The sequence below is a fragment of the Marinobacter zhejiangensis genome (assembly GCF_900114775.1).
Classification (GTDB): Bacteria; Pseudomonadota; Gammaproteobacteria; order Pseudomonadales; family Oleiphilaceae; genus Marinobacter; species Marinobacter zhejiangensis.
The window spans coordinates 77,527-94,857 of sequence record NZ_FOUE01000005.1 but is presented as its reverse complement, the minus strand read 5'-3'; the positions used below and the strand labels follow the sequence as shown (position 1 = coordinate 94,857).

The window sequence follows — 17,331 nt, the reverse complement described above, 5'->3', positions numbered from 1 at the left end:
AGTATCTCAGACTGAAGGGACAATGGCTGCTGTATCAGTAAGGCAGTGCCGCTGATATCCGGTAAGTGGGGTCAGAAAAGTCCGATGGGATTCGGTAGAATGGCTCCGCACTTTCTCAGTCTGGAGCTCTCATGCTGCACTTTCTGTATTCGCTGGTTTTTCGCCTGGCCCTGCCCTTTGTTCTTTTACGTATGTGGTGGAGTGGCCGGGGTAATCAGGAGGCCCGTTTGGGTTGGCAGCAGCGGCTGGGCTTCGTACCCCGGTCAGAGAACCCGGTAATTTGGGTGCATGCTGTGTCGGTGGGAGAGACCATCGCCGCGGCGCCCTTGGTGAAAGCACTGCTGCAGCGGGTTCCGGACACCCCTATCCTGATGACCGCCATGACCCAGACCGGGTTAGCCCGAGCGCGCGCAATGTTCGGCGACCAGGTGCGCTATGCCTACTCCCCCTACGATACGCCGGGTGCGGTGAAGCGTTTCCTGGGTCGGGTCAGGCCTAGTGCGCTGGTGATCATGGAAACAGAGTTGTGGCCGAATATGATTTCCCTCACTCACGACCGCAACGTCCCCATCTTTCTCGTCAATGCTCGCTTGTCCGAGCGCTCGGCTCAGGGCTATGAACGCATCCCTTCGCTGGTGACACCGTTGCTGGCCAGTATCACCTGGATTGCCGCTCAGGCTGAGGAGGATGCCGGGCGGTTTCTTCGAATTGGTGCCCACCCCGAGACGGTGTCAGTGACCGGAAGCATAAAGTTTGACGTCGATATCACCGACGACATACGCACTTGCGCCAAAGCGCTGCGGTCGCTGTTTGGTGTGGATCGACCGGTATGGATTGCAGCAAGCACGCACCGTGGTGAGGATGAGCAGATTCTGGCTGCCCACCGACAGGTGCTGGCTGATCATCCAGGGTGTTTGCTGGTGATCGTACCGCGGCACCCGGAACGTTTCGATTCGGTGGCCAGGTTGATCGCCGACCAGGGGCTCTCACTGTCCCGGCGCTCGAAGGGGGAATCTCCCGCCCAGGTTCAGGTGTATCTGGGAGACACCATGGGTGAGCTGTTGATGCTTTATGGCGCAACGGACATCGCTTTTGTGGCCGGATCACTCATCGAGCGCGGCGGCCACAACCCGCTGGAACCGGCGGCCTGGGGAGTTCCAGTACTGACCGGGCCGCACGTCTTTAACTTTGAGACCATCTACGGCAGCTTGCAGGCAAGAAATGGCGTTTACGTCACCAACGACAGTCATGACCTGGCTCAGCACCTGCATCAGCTGATTGTTGATTCGGACCGGGCCGCTCAGGCAGGCGCCAATGCCCTGGCCGTTGTTGAGGCCAATCGCGGTGTGTTGGGGAAAGTCGTTGAGGGGATTGTTGCGCGGGTTTGACCGGAGAGAAGGGCCGTGAGGCCCATGCTCTCGATCTGACTCGGGGGGCTTAGCGGGTGGTCGCTGCGTTTTCGGCCTCGTTGGCCATGGCTTCGATGCCCGGCGCAGCGGCGCTTACCCAGTTGTTGAGGTCCATCAGGTCCTGCGGGCTGAGGATGCCGGCGGACAGCTTCAGGGTCAGGGTGTTGATCACGTAATCGTAGCGTGCGTTGGAATAGTCACGCAGTGATTCGTAGTAGTTCCGCTCCGCGTCCAGCACTTCCACGATGTTCCGCGTGCCCACCTCATAACCGGCCCGGGTCGCATCCAGCGCACTGCGGCGGGAAATGATGGTTTGGTACAGAGACGATGCCGACTCGATGTTGTTGTTGACCGTCAGGTAAAGACTACGGGTGGTTACACTGACATCCCTGCGCACGGTTTCCAGGGTCTGCTGGGTTGCGTCCATCAGGGAGCGTTGCTGGCGGACCGACGCCTGGGTGCCGCCACCGGTATAAATGGGAACCGTCAGGGTGAGGCTGATCGATCCTTCCGTGGTGGTACCGTCGTTGCTGGCAACAAAAGCGCCATCCACATCCGCTTCTCCGTAGGAGGCATTCAGGTCCAGCGTCGGGTAATGGCCCGACTTCGCTGTGGACAGATTGGCTTCGCTGGTTTGCAGGTCGAATTGGGCGGACTGGACGTTCCAGTTCTGCTCAAGGGCGGTGTCTACCCAAGCTGATGGGTCTTGCGGGTCTGGGTGGCTGAGCGGGAAGTCCTGTTTCAGGTTGTCCACCTGCTCACTGTATTCGCCGGTCAGGCGGGCCAATCGCTCACGGGCAATGTCCAGATTGTTTTCAGCGGCGATGCGAACACTTTTTGCAGCATCGTAGCCAGCGCGGGATTCGTACACGTCGGTAATGGCGATCAGTCCGACATCGAAGCGCTCTTGTGACTGTTCATACTGGCGCTGAAAGGCTTTTTCGGCGGCCTGAGTGGTGGTCAGGTTATCGGCGGCGCGGAGAACGTTGAAGTAGGCGGTGGCAACGTCCAGCATTAGCCGCTGTTGTGCCAGGTTGTACTGGGCACGGGCCGATTCGCTCTGGTATTTGCTGGCATCGTATTGATACCAGTCATCCGCCCGGAACAGCGGTTGGGTGAGCTGGACACCGTAGGACAGGGTTCGAGCGCCGTTGTCGATCGCCGGGCCGTCCTGGTCGGTATAGTCGACATCGCCAAAGGCAAAAATTTGCGGAAGCAGTGAACTCTGGCTGATATCAACACTGGCCTGCTGGGCTTCGTAGCTGGCTCGTGCCGCTGCGATACCGGAGTCGTAGGAGAGTGCCTTTTCGTAGGTTTCGATCAGGTCCAGGGACAGGGCCGGCTGGGCGCTGAGCAGTCCAATGAATCCGGTAAGCAGTCGTTTTCTCATTTCATCTCCTCGGGTAGGGGGAATGCCAGATGAGGTGGCTATTCGTGTCCTTAATTGGCCTGCGCGGTCATTATGGACAATAATCAACCCGATCTCTACACTTGCATCTGGCACCTAATTCGCCGCAGCCGGCTTTCACGGTTGGGTGCGACAAACTAAAATATCGCGTCTTGACGGGGTGCTGGCACGACCAATTGTTGGGCGAGCTGGCTGAGATTGTGAGCAGGCCAGGGCTTTACGCCATGTCTGCTATCCAGAACCCGCTGACCTGAACCGGATAATACCGGCGTAGGAATTCGAGGCAACACTTTCGGACGGCATTGGCGGGTTTTCTCGTACGTTGGATGCCGTTCCCGTCATACGCGACCCAAAACCATTGAATTTCAGGGGACGCAAAGATGACGACGGTACCTTCCTATCTCAGTGATTCGGCTCAGGTCGACACCGCAGCGGTCAAGCCACTGCCCAATTCCCGGAAAATTTACGTTGAAGGCAGTCGTCCTGACATCCGCGTGCCCATGCGCGAAATCCGTGTAGGCGATACGCCAACGGAAATGGGAGGGGAAAAAAACCCTTCGGTTGTGGTCTATGACACGTCGGGGCCCTACACCGACCCAGACGCGACCATCGATTTACGTCGAGGCCTTGCGCCTGTGCGTGCGGCCTGGATCAATGAGCGGGGCGATACCGACCAGTTGGAGGGGTACACCTCCGAATTTACTCGTCGGCGCATGAAAGATCCTCAGCTGGACCCCCTCCGCTTCATGGATGAGCGACAGCCCCTCAAAGCCAAGGCTGGTAAGAACGTAACCCAGATGCATTATGCGCGTCAGGGCATCATCACGCCGGAAATGGAATACATTGCGATCCGGGAGAACCAGAAACTTCAGGAAGCGCGAGCCCTGGGGCTGCTGAAAGACCAGCACCCAGGCCAGTCGTTTGGGGCGGCGCTGCCGGATGAAATCACCCCCGAGTTCGTCCGTGACGAAGTCGCTCGCGGTCGGGCAATCATACCCGCCAACATCAATCACCCGGAAACCGAGCCGATGATCATTGGCCGGAACTTCCTGGTGAAAATCAATGGCAACATCGGAAACTCTGCAGTCAGTTCGTCCATCGAAGAGGAAGTGGAGAAGCTGACCTGGGGGATTCGCTGGGGGGCGGATACCATCATGGATCTGTCCACCGGGAAGAACATCCATGAAACCCGGGAGTGGATCATTCGCAACTCTCCGGTCCCCATCGGGACTGTGCCGATTTACCAGGCGCTGGAAAAAGTGGGGGGCGTGGCTGAAGACCTGACCTGGGAAATCTTCCGTGACACCTTGATCGAGCAGGCCGAGCAAGGCGTGGACTACTTCACCATCCACGCTGGCGTTCGCCTGCACCATGTGCCGCTGACGGCCAACCGGGTGACCGGCATTGTTTCCCGCGGCGGGTCGATCATGGCCAAGTGGTGTCTTGCCCATCACACCGAAAGCTTCCTCTACACCCACTTTGAAGAAATCTGCGAGATCATGAAGGCCTACGATGTCTCCTTCAGTCTCGGTGATGGCCTGCGCCCGGGATCCATTGCGGATGCCAACGATGCGGCTCAGTTTGGTGAGCTGGAAACTCTGGGCGAACTCACCAAGATTGCCTGGAAGCACGACGTGCAGGTGATGATTGAAGGGCCGGGTCACGTCCCCATGCACCTGGTGAAGGAAAACATGGACAAGCAGCTGGAGTGCTGTGATGAAGCGCCGTTCTACACCCTAGGGCCGCTGATCACGGATATCGCGCCGGGCTACGACCACATTACGTCCGGTATTGGTGCCGCCATGATCGGCTGGTACGGCTGCGCCATGCTGTGTTACGTCACCCCGAAAGAGCATTTGGGGTTGCCCAACAAAGATGACGTAAAGACCGGGATCATCACCTACAAGATTGCGGCTCATGCAGCTGACCTGGCCAAAGGGCACCCCGGTGCTCAGGTCCGGGACAATGCACTGTCCAAGGCCCGCTTTGAGTTCCGTTGGGAAGACCAGTTCAATCTTGGGCTGGACCCGGATACCGCCCGTTCTTTCCATGACGAGACATTACCCAAAGAGTCCGCCAAGGTTGCCCATTTCTGCTCCATGTGCGGCCCCAAGTTCTGCTCGATGCAGATTTCCCAGGAGGTAAGAGATTACGCCAGGGACAAAGGGTTGGATGAGGTCGCGGCTGTGGATGCAGGGATGCAGGAGAAGTCCCAGCAGTTCCGTGATTCTGGCGGCAAACTTTACGACAAAGTGTAAGGCTGTGTGCTCCCGGCGCTTCAATGAGTGGTGTCGGGAGCGGTGCTTGCCAAGGCAGAGGGTCACCGGCTATCGTTTGCCGGTGACCTTTTTTTATTACAGATAGGGCGATCCTCTATGCCTACCGATAACGCCGTGAAGCCGTTTCAGTTCGGTCAGCGGGATGTTCACGTTGAGCGCCGCGAAACAGTGTTTCAGGGCTTTTTTCGAATGGATAAGCTCTGGCTAACCCATCCCAGGTTTGCCGGTGACCACATGCCGCAGTTCACTCGTGAACTGTTCATTCGTGGGGATGCAACATGCGTCTTGCCCTACGATCCTGAGCGCGATGAGGTGGTTTTGCTGGAGCAGTTTCGGGCCGGGGTACTGGGCCGTGATCAGTCTCCGTGGCTGCTGGAGCTGGTGGCGGGCATGAACGAAGACGGTGAAACGCCGGAGCAGGTGGCGCAAAGAGAAGCGCAGGAAGAGGCGGGGCTGCAATTCAGTCAGCTGGAAAAAATCTGTGAATACCTGGTGTCTCCGGGCGGCAGTACTGAGTTGATTCATCTGTACTGTGGTCAGGTGTCGTCCGAGCACGCCGGTGGTGTGCATGGTGTGGAGGCTGAGCACGAGGACATCCGTGTTCATGTGGTTGCTCTGGACGAAGCCCTGGCGATGATCGTTGATGGGCGAATCAATAATGCAGCCGCCATCATTGCGTTACAGTGGTTACAGATACATCGTTCACGAATCCGGGAGAGCTGGGGCCGGCCATGACGGAATGGGTCAAGAAGCCTGCGCGGTATGTCCCAGACCTGCGTCGTCTGGGGGCTCTGTGTGAAGGGAACTATCGTCGCCTGGCGCAGTTGCGTCAGGTTGAAACCCATGGCCAGTCATGCGCGGAATTCGAGTTGCACCGCAATGACACCTACCTGGGTAGGGTTCGCATTCAGGTGCTCCAGACCGCGAAATACACCGAAACCCTGCTGCTTGAACAGATCCACAATGGGGGGCGCTGGCTCAATAATCCGGAGCTGACAGTCCGGGTTTACCATGACGCTGTCATGGCCGAAGTGATCAGCTGGCGACGGGAAAGGCGCATCGCACCGGTCAATGACTACCCCAATCGATTCATGCATCATCCCGATGAGAAGGTCCAGGTGAACAGCTTCCTGGCGGACTGGCTGGACTATTGTCTCAAGTTTGGCCATGCCCCTTATGAACTTGTCACTTGGACCAATGGCTAATGCGTGCTGGTTGGTTGCTGAGCAGAATGTGAAATCTATTCACGATTATCTGCAGAAAACTCAATACCCTTTTTCAATCAAGGTATTGCAAATAGGCAGTACGCAAACTCAATGATTCTGGTGCTATGACGCAAAGCGACGAAGCAAAATGCCTTCGGGTACTGCAGCTAACCGACCCCCATTTGATGGCGGACCCGCACGGTGAGCTGCTGGGCATCAATACCCGTGACAGCCTAGACGCGGTCATTGTTCAAGTGCGTCGGGAGCGGCCGGCTCCTGACCTGGTGCTGGTCACCGGGGATCTGGCGCAGGATGCTTCCGAAGAAGCCTATCAGGCATTGAAGACCCGCTTGTCGGTATTTGATTGCCCGGTGCTTTGGATGGCGGGCAATCATGATGATTCAGAGAGGCTGGTGTTGATGGCTGGCCCTGAGGCATCTCGCAAGCACCTGATTGCCGGGGGCTGGCAGTTTGTGCTGCTGGATTCCTCGGTTCCTGGCAAAGTTTTCGGTTACCTCAGCGAAGCGGAGCTCGCTTTCCTTGAAAAAACGTTGGCCGAGCACGAGCCCCGGCCAACCCTCGTTGCCTTGCACCATCACCCAGTGGATATCGGTTCCGGTTGGATGGACAACATCGGTCTGATGAACCGGGATGAGTTTTGGCAGGTGGTGGACCGCTTTCCTCATGTCCAGGCTGTGTTATGGGGGCATGTTCACCAGGTTTGGGATGAGATGCGAAACCAGGTTCGCCTGCTCGCTACACCTTCGACCTGTATCCAGTTTAAGGGGGGCTCTGACCGGTTTGCGGTGGAGAGCCTGGCTCCGGGGTACCGGTGGTTTGAGTTGTCTCCATCGGGTTCCCTGTCGACAGAAGTCGGTCGGGTAGCCGAGTGTTCCTTTGTGCCGGATATGGACAGTACAGGCTACTGATGGCCCTGAAACCGGCGATTGTCTACCTGCATGGCTTCAACAGCTCCCCCAAGTCCCTGAAGGCTAATGAGTTGAGAGACTGGCTGCCTGGTTTGAATCCGGACATCGAGCTGTTGGTGCCTGAGCTGGGCTTTGACCCCGAACAGGCATACCGGCGGGCCAGCGATGCGCTTCAGTCCGTTGCCGGAAGGCCTGTCGGCGTCATCGGGAGCTCCCTGGGTGGCTTCTACGCGGCAGCGCTGAGTCAGCAGTTTGGTGTCCGGGCTGCGCTGATCAACCCGGCGGTGCGTCCCTACGAACTGCTTCATGACTACCTTGGCCCCCAGAATAACCCCTATACTGGTGAGAACTACCTGCTGACGACCGAGCACATGTATGCCCTGAAGCGGCTGGAGCCAGGAAAAATACGTTACCCGGAGCGGCTGCTTTTGCTGTTGCAGAGTGGCGATGAGACGCTGGATTACCGGGAGGCGCTGCAGCGGTTCCCCGGTTCGCCAGCCTGGGTGCAGGCGGGCGGAGATCACCGTTTCCAGCATTTTGAGGTGGTGGTGCCGGCAATACTGGCTTTTTTCGGCATGGCGGGGCCTCCGCAGTAATGGAGTCTGGCCGGTAACTTCAGGTAAACTGCGCGGAAAAAACGCCAAGGATCCAAAAAATGAGCGAAATTCCTGCCAACGTAAAATACATCGAAACCCACCAATGGGTTCGGGTGGAAGGTGACGGTACTGCGACGGTCGGCATAACCGACTTTGCCCAGGAGCAATTGGGTGATGTGGTGTATATCGGTTTGCCAGAGGTCGGCGCTACGGTCAATGGTGGCGAAGAAGCTGGCGTGGCTGAATCGGTCAAGTCTGCTTCTGATGTGTTCAGCCCAGTGACCGGCGAAGTGCTGGCGGTCAACGAGACACTGGAAGACGAGCCGGAAATGGTGAATGAAGATCCCTACGGTGAAGGATGGTTGTTCAAGGTCAAGCTCGCTGATGAGGGTGAGCTGGATGGCCTGATGGACGCTGACACCTATGCCGAGCTGGTCGCCGAGCAGGAATAAAGCTCGCTGGCCCTGAAGAAGGCAGGGGCTTCCCTGCCTTCTACCTTACCCCTCCCAAGCTAGCAAGTGGGCACCTCTTTGTGAGGGCTGTTCCGGCCTACGTTTCCCACGCATGCACTCATTCACATGCATCTATGTACATCTCCCATGCCGGTGGCGACCGGGTGGGTCACCTGTCTCGGTGGGTGCTGATGTATAATCCTTTGTTTAACCATAAGGGCATCAACGATGAAGTTCCCGGTACTCTATCTGCGCAAGGGTGCAGAGCGAAGGATCAAGGCAGGACACCTCTGGGTCTACAGCAATGAGGTAGACGCCAAGCGTTCCCCTCTTTCAGGTTTCGAGCCTGGAGCCCAGGCCGAACTGCGAACTTCAACGGACAAGCCATTGGGTACGCTGTTTGTTAACCCTCACGCCTTGATCTGTGGTCGCCTGATTAGCCGGGATCCCGAGCATGGCATGACACCCCAGCGCCTGACCCAGCGAATGGAAGCTGCGCTGGTGTTGCGGGAAAAACTCTTTGATCAGCCTTACTATCGCTGGGTGTTCGGCGATAGCGACGGGTTGTCTGGACTTGTGATTGACCGCTTTGGCGATACCGTGGTGGTGCAGATCTCCACCGCCGGTATGGAGTTGTTGCGAGAAGCCATCGTGCGAGCGGTCCAGCGCCTGATTCACCCTCAGGCTATTGTGCTCAAGAACGATGGCAAAATGCGCGAGGTGGAAGGGCTGCCCTGCTACGTCGAGCAGGTGCATGGTGCGCCCACGGATACCCTGACGGTGGTGGAGAACGGCGTCCGCTTCGAAGTGCCCTTGAGTGGTGGCCAGAAAACCGGTTGGTTCTACGATCACCGAATGAACCGGCAGCGGCTGCAGCAGTACGCATCAGGAAAGCGGGTTCTGGATGTGTTCAGTTACGTCGGTGGCTGGGGGGTGCAGGCGGCCAGTGCCGGGGCGACCCAGGTAACTTGCGTGGACAGTTCCGCCCAGGCTGTTAACGCAGTGCATCACAACGCATCGCTGAACGGGTTGGACAATGTCGATACCATCGAAGGAGACGCATTTGACGCCCTGAAAGCGTTGGCGGCGGAAAAAGAGCGATTCGATGTGGTGGTGTTGGATCCTCCAGCGCTGATCCCCAGGCGTCGGGACCAGAAAGCGGGGGAGCAGGCCTACGCCCGTCTGAACCAGCTGGGCTTGCGGCTGCTGGCGAAAGACGGCGTACTGGTCTCCGCCTCGTGCTCCATGCACCTGTCCCAGGAGCGGCTGATTGACATCATTCGCAGCAGCGGTCGAAAGATTGATCGTTTTGTCCAGTTGCTGGAGCAGGGACACCAGGCACCCGATCATCCGGTTATTCCTGGCATCCCTGAAACCGACTACATCAAGTCCTGCTTTGTGCGTTCACTGACCGGCTTCTTCTGAGTCGGTCGATGCATCGCCTGCTGGCGCAATGGTCGGCTCATGGGCGACCCTTGCCGGGTCCATGGCGAGCGCTTCCAGTTGTCCCTGTTTAGCCAGTGCCATTGCCAGCCTGGTTTGTTCTTCCTGCACGCATAAGGGTTCTACGCTTCGTGCCAGGGTAACCGACATCAGACGGGTCAAGTCCCTGCGACGGCCGGGGATGTCCAGGTCATCGTCGTTGGCCTGACCCGGATCAAACTTGAGCGCTTGGCTGGCAGGTGTTTCCTCTTCGCTACCCCATAGCATGAATTCCAGTGGGTGGAATCCTTGTGTCAGGTAATGGAAGTCGGTGGACTGATGCTCGCTTGCCAGGAAGTCCGGTGTGAGCGGGACTTCGGAGTACACCAGGCCACTGCGGGGATACCCGGGCACCTGATCGAGGTAGCCCGGGATCATCGGCCAGGCGTCGACGGTATCTCGATCATTGCTCACCTGCGGTGGCGCTATGGCTGCAAGCTTGTAGTCGGCAGCCAGCAAGCGGTAGTGGTCGTGGGCATCAAGCCAGGCCGCTTGGGCTGCTTGCAGGGCGTCCGTTGACGGCGCATCCAGAAAGCCTGTCACTGTCGCGTGGAGAGTCGCCACTGTCGCACAAACGGCGTCGCTGCGCTGACCAACCCGTTCCATAGCTTCTGCGTCTGGGGGTGTGGCCGAAGTGATGGGTGGCTGTGATTGTTCGGGCTCTGGTGCCTGGTTACAAGCTGAGAGCGCGAGGGTGATCACGGCGATGAGCGGCAGCAGTGTCCCGTATTGTTGTTTCATGAGCAGCCCGGGTTCAGTCGCGCAGAGAAATGATGGTCCAGCCTTCCTGTTGAGCCAGGTGCTGCAAGGTAGGGTCTGGGTCTACGGCAACGGGGTTGCTGACCTGCCGCAACAGCGGCACATCATTATGGGAATCACTGTAGAACCAGGCGCCCTCAAGGTCAGCGTCGTTGTCGGCCAGCCACTCCTCAAGCCGGGTAACCTTGCCTTCCTGGAACGAAGGGGTTCCGCTAACCCGGCCGGTATAGCGTCCCTCAACCTGCTCAGGGTCCGTGGCGATCAGGTGCTCGATACCCAGCAGTGCCGCAACTGGCTCGGTGACGAAGCGGTTGGTCGCCGTAATGATCATCAGGGTATGCCCTTCGTCCCGGTGCCGTGCTAGCAGATCAGTCGCTTTGCGTTGCATCATCGGAAGAATCTTGCGTTCGACAAACTGCTGGCGCCACTGATGCAGCTGGGCGGTATCGTGCTGGGTCAAGGGTTCCAGAGAAAAACTCAGGTACCGGTGAATGTCGAGCTCGCCATTCAGGTACTCCTGGTAAAACTGGTCGTTGGCCTTGCGATAGTGCTCTGCATCGACAATGCCTTCCTCTACCAGGAATTCACCCCAGGCATGATCGCTGTCGCCAGCCAGAAGTGTGTTGTCGAGGTCAAATATTGCAAGTGTCACCAGCGGCTCCTTCTTTGCCGAAATTTTGGAAGCGCTAAGTCTACCACGCCGCGAATGCGACAGCCTGTTTGCCGAAACATGGTCTTTCTGTAAAAATGAAGCCAACTTGGACAATTTTTACCGACAGGAATCTGCTGAAAAATCAGTAGTTACAAAATTAGAGGGCTGTGCCGTGATCGACTCGGATGGTTTCAGGCCCAACGTCGGAATCATTTTAACCAACCACCGGGGGCAGGTCCTCTGGGCAAGGCGAATAGGCCAGGACTCCTGGCAGTTTCCTCAGGGCGGGATCAAAACCAACGAATCCCCTGAAGAGGCGCTGTACCGGGAGCTGAAGGAAGAGGTTGGGCTTGGGGCGACTGATGTGGAAATCATCAGCTGCACCCGGGGCTGGCTGCGTTATCGCCTTCCCCGACGGATGGTGCGACACAACTCGCATCCCGTGTGTGTGGGGCAGAAACAGAAATGGTTCCTGCTGAGGATGCTTTCACCAGACGCACAGGTATGTGTGGATGGTACGGATTCGCCGGAATTCGACGGCTGGCAATGGGTGAGTTACTGGTATCCCCTTGGCCAGGTGGTTTCCTTTAAACGGGAAGTTTATCGGCGAGCGTTGCGGGAGTTGGCTCCCAGGCTGTTTCGAAGTATGGAACAGCGGCACCGGGGGGAGCTGGTGCCCCGCGTCAAAAATCAATAGAGGCGATGGACTGAACCGTGGCGATGCTCAATGTACTGCGCAACCTGGTACAGGAGGTCAACAGTGCCCATGATCTTCCGGAGGCACTGGGGATTATTGTGTCCCGGGTACAGTCCGCCATGGAAACAGAAGTCTGCTCGGTCTATCTGCTGGACCCGGACAGCAACCGTTACATCCTTATGGCGACCGAAGGTCTCTACCGCGAAGCGGTGGGCAAGGTCAGTCTGGGGTATTCCGAAGGCCTGATCGGCCTGGTGGGCTCCCGGGAGGAGCCGATCAATCTGGAAGACGCCCCGTCCCACCCCCGCTACCGCTATTTTCCCGAAACGGGCGAAGAGCGCTTCCGATCATTTCTTGGTGTTCCGATTATTCACCACCGCCGGGTACTCGGCGTACTGGTGGTTCAGGAGCGTGAAAATGCCCGCTGCTTTGATGAGGGTGAGGAAGCGTTTCTGGTTACCGTCTCCGCCCAGTTGGCGGGGGTGATCGCTCACAGCGAAGCAACGGGCGCCATCAGTGGTTTGTCTTTGACCGGCGAACGCGCAAAAGATGTGTGTTTCAGTGGTGTTGCCGGAGCCCAGGGTGTGGCCATTGGTGAAGGGGTGGTGGTTTACCCGGCCGCTGATCTGGATGCCGTTCCCGAGAAGCAGGTTGAAGATATCGAGCCGGAACTTGCCCTGTTCGGTGACGCCGTCTCCGCGGTTCGGGAAGAAATCGGCCAGGTAGCTGAGCGACTGGCCAGTCAGTTGAGGCCTGAAGAGCAGGCCCTGTTTGATGTATACCTGCGAATGCTGGGGGACGATGCGTTACCGGGCGAAGTGGTGACCCGAATACGCGATGGCCAGTGGGCGCAGGGGGCGTTGAAGCAAGTTGTGCAACAGTATGTCCGTCATTTTGAAATGATGGATGATCTTTACCTGCGAGAGCGTGCTGTCGATATCCGGGATCTTGGCCGGCGTCTGTTGTCGCACCTGCAGGAAGGGGATCAGCAGGATCGCACCTACCCGCAGAATACCGTGCTTGTCAGCGAAGAGCTTACGCCAGCCATGCTCGGTGAAGTACCCCGGGAACAGTTGGCGGGGCTGGTGTCGGTGAGGGGCTCCGGGAACTCCCATGTGGCGATCCTCGCTCGGGCGATGGGTGTGCCGACGGTGATGGGGCTGGTGGATATCCCGGTGAACCAGCTGGAAGGCCGTGAAGTCATCGTTGATGGCTTTGAAGGGCAGATCTACGCCTCGCCCTCGCAAGAACTGAGGACCTTTTACCAGGACATCTGCAACGAAGAAGATGAACTGGTCAAGGGATTGGAAGCGCTGCGGGATAAACCCTGCGAAACCACTGACGGTCATCGGGTGTCGTTGCTGGTCAACACCGGCTTGATGACGGATGTGGTTCGTTCCCTCAGTCACGGCGCGGAGGGCATTGGGCTCTACCGGACGGAAGTGCCCTTCATGATCAAGGATCGCTTCCCCTCGGAGCAGGAGCAGCGCGAGTATTATCGCGAACAGCTGGAGGCCTTTGCCCCCAACCCGGTGACCATGCGAACCCTGGATATTGGGGGCGATAAGGCGCTGACTTACTTCCCGATCCAGGAAGAGAACCCGTTTCTGGGGTGGCGGGGGATTCGGGTAACGCTTGATCACCCGGAGATCTTCCTGGTTCAGGTACGGGCGATGCTCAAGGCCAGTGAGGGCCTGAATAACCTGCAGATCATGCTGCCGATGGTCAGCAACATCTCAGAAGTGGAAGAGTCCTTGCACCTGATTTACCGCGTTTACCACGAGGTGCGCGAAGAAGGCTACGACATCCATATGCCGAAAGTGGGGGTGATGGTCGAGATTCCCGCTGCGGTCTATCAGGTCCGCGAACTGGCGGACCGTGTAGATTTCTTGTCGGTGGGTTCCAACGACCTGACCCAATACCTGCTGGCGGTGGACCGGAATAATCCCCGGGTTGCCCAGTTGTACCACTCCTATCACCCGGCTGTGTTGCAAGCGTTGGTGCGGATTGCCCAGGATGCCCATGCGGTTGGTAAGCCCGTGAGCATTTGTGGTGAGCTGGCCGGCGACCCCGGTGGCGCGGTGCTGCTCATGGCGATGGGCTATGACGCGCTCTCAATGAACGCCGCGAGCCTGCCCAAGGTTAAATCGGTCTTGCGGAGTCTGAGCCGCGAGTGGGCGGCGCAATTGCTGGAAGATGTTCTGCTACTCGACTCTCCTCATGTCATCAAGAGCTGCGTTGACCTGTCGCTGCGAAGCGCGGGCTTTGGACGCTACCTTCGGCCGGGCAAAAGTTCGGCAGCAATGAGGCAGGAAAAGACGTCGGCCTAGACCCCTATGGGCCCGCCAAGCATGGCGTTTGGCCTATTTGTAGGGTGAGTACTCTAAAATGGACTGCTAGATTAGGGCGACCCCGTGTTCAATGTTTGGAAAAACAACGATGGCAGCAACCCATACAGAGATTAAGCCGAGACCTCGAATTGGTTTGGCCCTTGGCGGGGGCGGGCCGCTCGGCGGTATATACGAAATTGGTGCCCTGCGGGCTCTGGATGAGGCGCTTGATGGGCTCGATTTCAATGACGTCGATGTGTACGTTGGGGTCAATGCCGGGTCGTTTGTTGCTGCCAACCTGGCAAACCAGGTCACAACGGCTCAGCTATGTCGGATCTTTGTCCGCAATGAAGCGGAAGTGCATCCGTTCCACCCGGAGGTGTTTTATCGTCCGGCACTGCGGGAGTTCGGCAGCCGTTTGTTGTCAGTACCAAAGCTGGTCACAACGGCCTTGTCCCGGTTCGTCAATAACCCCTATGACCAGAGCCTGCTGGAGGCCCTGACGATCCTCGCCCAGGCTGCGCCGGCGGGGCTGTTCGATAATGAAGGGCTACACGATTACCTGAAGCGGGCCTTCACCATGCTGGGGCGGGCGAACGATTTTCGCCAGTTGAAACGCAGTCTCTACATCGTTGCAACGGATGTGGAAAGCTCTGAGCCGGTTTGCTTTGGTGCGCCTGGCTTTGATCATGTGCCCATTTCCAAAGCGATCCAGGCCAGTACATCAGCTCCGGGGATTTACGTGCCCGTTAATATTGATGGCCGCTACTACGTGGATGGCACTTTGCGTAAGGCCCTGCATGCGTCGGTGGCGTTTGAGGATGGTGCCGACTTGGTGTTCGCGGTGAACCCCCAGGTGCCCATTGATGCCAGCGCTGCGGTACGGGCCGGAACCATGTCTCCGGGAACCTTGACCCACTCTGGTATGCCCAACCTGTTGTCCCAGACCTTCCGCACCATGGTCTATTCCCGGATGCAGGCGGGCATTGCCCAGTATTCCCGTGATTACCCGGATAAGGACCTGCTGTTGTTTGAGCCGACCCGGGATGATGCCAAGTTGTTCTTCTCCAGTGTGTTCAGCTTCCAGACTCGACGGATGGTGTGTGAGCACGCCTATCAGATGACCCGGAGGGATTTGCTGAATCGTGCGGACGAGCTGGAGCCGAGGCTGTTGCGCTATGGTATTCGCCTTCGTCGCGATCGGCTGGAGGATGAACAGCGTACCATCAGCACCAGTCTGTACGGCGAGATGCTTCCGCTCTATGTTGCGCGAGACCGCAGAAAGGCGCAAAAGGGACGTCTGGGGGCGAGTCTCAATGGTGTGACTGAGATGATTCAGAAAGCCTTGTAAGGCCGGGTTAAGGCTTTGAAAATGGCTTCAGGGTTCCCTGGAGCCACCTTCCTGCTCCAGTCTGGTGAGGTACTGTTGCCAGAACTCCGGGGCTTTTTCTCCCAGTTCCCTGAGATAGCTCCAGGTGTAGAGCCCGGAGTCGTGACCGTCGCTAAACGTCAACTTGAGGGCATAGTTGCCAATCATCTCCGCACCGGTGACCAAAACGTCGCGCTTGCCCGTTTGCAGGGTACCGGGTCCATTGCCATGGCCGCGAACCTCGGCGGAAGGGGAGTACACCCGGAGCAACTCGAAGGGCAGCTCGAAACTCTGGCCATCAGCATAATCGAGATGGACCAGGCGGCTTTGCTTGCGGATCTGGATGTTGGTGGGGCGTTGTTCCGTCATGGTGTGACCCGTTGGCAGTGCACCCCGCCCAAGGGCGGGGTTGGCTATAAGGACTTAGAGGATATAGCGGCTCAGGTCTTCGTCTTCCGACAGCTCCCCAAGCTTTTCATCAACATAAGCCGCAGTGATCTCAAACTGCTCGTTCACTTTATCGCCGGCATCGAACGACAAGCTTTCCAGCAGGCGTTCAAGCACCGTATGCAGGCGGCGGGCACCGATGTTCTCCGTGCTCTCATTTACTTTCCAGGCTACTTCCGCGATACGGGCGATGGCATCGTCACTGAAGGTCAATTGGACGCCTTCAGTGGACAGCAGTGCCTGGTACTGCTGGACAAGTGATGCATCAGGTTCGGTCAGGATGCGCTTGAAATCGTCCGGGCTGAGCGCTTGCAGTTCCACCCGGATCGGCAGTCGGCCCTGGAGTTCCGGAATCAGGTCGGAGGGCTTGGCCAAGTGAAACGCGCCCGAGGCAATGAACAGGATATGATCGGTCCGGACCGAGCCAAACTTGGTGCTCACGGTGCTGCCTTCGATCAGTGGCAACAGGTCCCGTTGTACCCCTTCACGGGATACGTCGGTGGAGGCGTTTTCCGAACGCTTGGCAACTTTATCAATCTCGTCGATGAACACGATGCCATTCTGCTCGACGGCCTGAATGGCTTTCTGTTTGAGCTCCTCTTCGTTGACGAGCTTGGCGGCTTCTTCGTCCTTGGCGCGGCGCATGGCGTCGGCGACCTTCATCTTGCGGGTCTTGCGGCGCTCTGACGACAGGTTAGAGAACATGTTCTGCAGTTGAGAGGTCATTTCCTCCATACCGGGAGGGGCCATGATTTCCACCCCAGGGCCAGCGCTGCTGAGTTCAATCTCGATTTCCTTGTCATCCAGCTCGCCTTCCCGCAGCTTCTTGCGGAACATCTGGCGGGTACTGGAGTCCTGGGTATTGCGGCCATCATCGTCAAACCCGCGGGCGGGTGGCAGCAAAGCGTCAAGGATGCGGTCTTCGGCTGCGTCGAGGGCACGGTTTTCGTGTCGCTTCATGTCCTGTTCGCGGATCATTTTGACCGCCATGTCCACCAGGTCGCGAATGATCGATTCGACGTCCCGGCCAACATATCCCACTTCGGTAAACTTGGTTGCTTCAACCTTGAGGAAGGGGGCGTCTGCCAGCTTTGCCAGGCGACGGGCAATTTCTGTCTTGCCCACTCCGGTCGGGCCAATCATCAGAATGTTCTTGGGTGTGATTTCATCGCGCAGGGTGCTGTCGAGCTGCATGCGGCGCCAGCGATTACGCAGGGCAATGGCGACCGCGCGTTTGGCTTCACCCTGACCAACGATGTGTTTATTGAGTTCGTGGACAATTTCTCGGGGAGTCATTGCAGACATGGTGGCTCCGGG

At 57.9% G+C, this 17,331-nt stretch carries 16 protein-coding genes and 1 riboswitch; of the genes, 11 read left to right on the top strand and 5 right to left on the bottom strand.

The window, feature by feature from the left end; all coding sequences use genetic code 11:
* Positions 1 to 131: 131 nt before the first annotated feature.
* Complete coding sequence (waaA, locus tag BMZ67_RS15375) at positions 132 to 1,388, top strand: lipid IV(A) 3-deoxy-D-manno-octulosonic acid transferase (protein ID WP_092025144.1); 1,257 nt, start codon at positions 132 to 134, stop codon at positions 1,386 to 1,388.
* A 49-nt stretch (positions 1,389 to 1,437) separates the two neighbouring features.
* Here waaA and BMZ67_RS15370 read toward each other — a convergent pair whose 3' ends face one another.
* A complete protein-coding gene (locus BMZ67_RS15370) occupies positions 1,438 to 2,799 on the bottom strand; it encodes a TolC family outer membrane protein (RefSeq protein WP_092025141.1) in 1,362 nt (453 codons plus the stop codon).
* Between the two features lie 164 nt (positions 2,800 to 2,963).
* A riboswitch (TPP riboswitch) is annotated at positions 2,964 to 3,112 on the top strand.
* Between the two features lie 85 nt (positions 3,113 to 3,197).
* Here BMZ67_RS15370 and thiC point away from each other — a divergent pair.
* From thiC to BMZ67_RS15335, 7 genes are all read left to right on the top strand, one after another.
* On the top strand, positions 3,198 to 5,075 hold the full coding sequence (gene thiC, locus BMZ67_RS15365) for a phosphomethylpyrimidine synthase ThiC (protein ID WP_092025139.1): 1,878 nt from the start codon (positions 3,198 to 3,200) through the stop codon (positions 5,073 to 5,075).
* A gap of 117 nt (positions 5,076 to 5,192) precedes the next feature.
* A complete protein-coding gene (locus BMZ67_RS15360) occupies positions 5,193 to 5,831 on the top strand; it encodes an NUDIX domain-containing protein (protein WP_092025136.1) in 639 nt (212 codons plus the stop codon).
* Positions 5,828 to 6,301 carry a DUF1249 domain-containing protein gene (locus BMZ67_RS15355; protein WP_092025124.1) on the top strand — a complete coding sequence of 158 codons (474 nt, stop codon included), beginning with the start codon at positions 5,828 to 5,830 and terminating at the stop codon, positions 6,299 to 6,301. Before BMZ67_RS15360 ends, BMZ67_RS15355 begins: the two co-directional genes overlap by 4 nt.
* 125 nt (positions 6,302 to 6,426) lie before the next feature.
* The gene (gene cpdA, locus BMZ67_RS15350) at positions 6,427 to 7,230 is read left to right on the top strand and encodes a 3',5'-cyclic-AMP phosphodiesterase (RefSeq protein ID WP_092025118.1); all 804 of its coding nucleotides are present in this window, start codon (positions 6,427 to 6,429) and stop codon (positions 7,228 to 7,230) included.
* Positions 7,230 to 7,826, top strand: a complete 597-nt coding sequence (locus BMZ67_RS15345; RefSeq protein WP_175481939.1) for a YqiA/YcfP family alpha/beta fold hydrolase — start codon at positions 7,230 to 7,232, stop codon at positions 7,824 to 7,826. Before cpdA ends, BMZ67_RS15345 begins: the two co-directional genes overlap by 1 nt.
* 59 nt (positions 7,827 to 7,885) lie before the next feature.
* Positions 7,886 to 8,278 (top strand): glycine cleavage system protein GcvH, encoded by a 393-nt coding sequence (gcvH, locus tag BMZ67_RS15340; RefSeq protein ID WP_092025109.1) that lies wholly within the window; start codon positions 7,886 to 7,888, stop codon positions 8,276 to 8,278.
* 228 nt (positions 8,279 to 8,506) lie between these two features.
* A complete protein-coding gene (locus tag BMZ67_RS15335; RefSeq protein WP_092025093.1) occupies positions 8,507 to 9,703 on the top strand; it encodes a class I SAM-dependent rRNA methyltransferase in 1,197 nt (398 codons plus the stop codon).
* On the opposite strand, the gene BMZ67_RS15330 is transcribed toward BMZ67_RS15335, so the two are convergent.
* Entirely contained in the window at positions 9,683 to 10,501 is an 819-nt protein-coding gene (locus tag BMZ67_RS15330; RefSeq protein ID WP_092025064.1) for an imelysin family protein, read from the bottom strand. The genes BMZ67_RS15335 and BMZ67_RS15330 overlap by 21 nt on opposite strands.
* Before the next feature lie 13 nt (positions 10,502 to 10,514).
* On the bottom strand, positions 10,515 to 11,171 hold the full coding sequence (locus BMZ67_RS15325) for a histidinol-phosphatase (protein WP_092024934.1): 657 nt from the start codon (positions 11,169 to 11,171) through the stop codon (positions 10,515 to 10,517).
* 172 nt (positions 11,172 to 11,343) lie between these two features.
* Here BMZ67_RS15325 and BMZ67_RS15320 point away from each other — a divergent pair, with 172 nt between their 5' ends.
* The 3 genes from BMZ67_RS15320 to BMZ67_RS15310 all read left to right on the top strand — a co-directional run bounded on the left by BMZ67_RS15320 (position 11,344) and on the right by BMZ67_RS15310 (position 15,549).
* Entirely contained in the window at positions 11,344 to 11,868 is a 525-nt protein-coding gene (locus BMZ67_RS15320) for an RNA pyrophosphohydrolase (RefSeq protein WP_092025552.1), read from the top strand.
* A 23-nt stretch (positions 11,869 to 11,891) separates the two neighbouring features.
* Complete coding sequence (gene ptsP, locus BMZ67_RS15315) at positions 11,892 to 14,198, top strand: phosphoenolpyruvate--protein phosphotransferase (RefSeq protein ID WP_092024721.1); 2,307 nt, start codon at positions 11,892 to 11,894, stop codon at positions 14,196 to 14,198.
* Between the two features lie 109 nt (positions 14,199 to 14,307).
* Positions 14,308 to 15,549 (top strand): patatin-like phospholipase family protein, encoded by a 1,242-nt coding sequence (locus tag BMZ67_RS15310; RefSeq protein WP_092024532.1) that lies wholly within the window; start codon positions 14,308 to 14,310, stop codon positions 15,547 to 15,549.
* Positions 15,550 to 15,576: 27 nt separating this feature from the next.
* On the opposite strand, the gene BMZ67_RS15305 is transcribed toward BMZ67_RS15310, so the two are convergent.
* Both BMZ67_RS15305 and hslU read right to left on the bottom strand, forming a co-directional pair.
* Positions 15,577 to 15,936: a gamma-butyrobetaine hydroxylase family protein gene (locus tag BMZ67_RS15305; RefSeq protein WP_092024527.1), complete on the bottom strand. Its 360-nt coding sequence runs from the start codon at positions 15,934 to 15,936 to the stop codon at positions 15,577 to 15,579.
* 54 nt (positions 15,937 to 15,990) lie between these two features.
* Positions 15,991 to 17,319, bottom strand: coding sequence for an ATP-dependent protease ATPase subunit HslU (gene hslU / locus BMZ67_RS15300; protein WP_092024513.1), 1,329 nt, complete (start codon positions 17,317 to 17,319; stop codon positions 15,991 to 15,993).
* Positions 17,320 to 17,331: the final 12 nt, after the last annotated feature.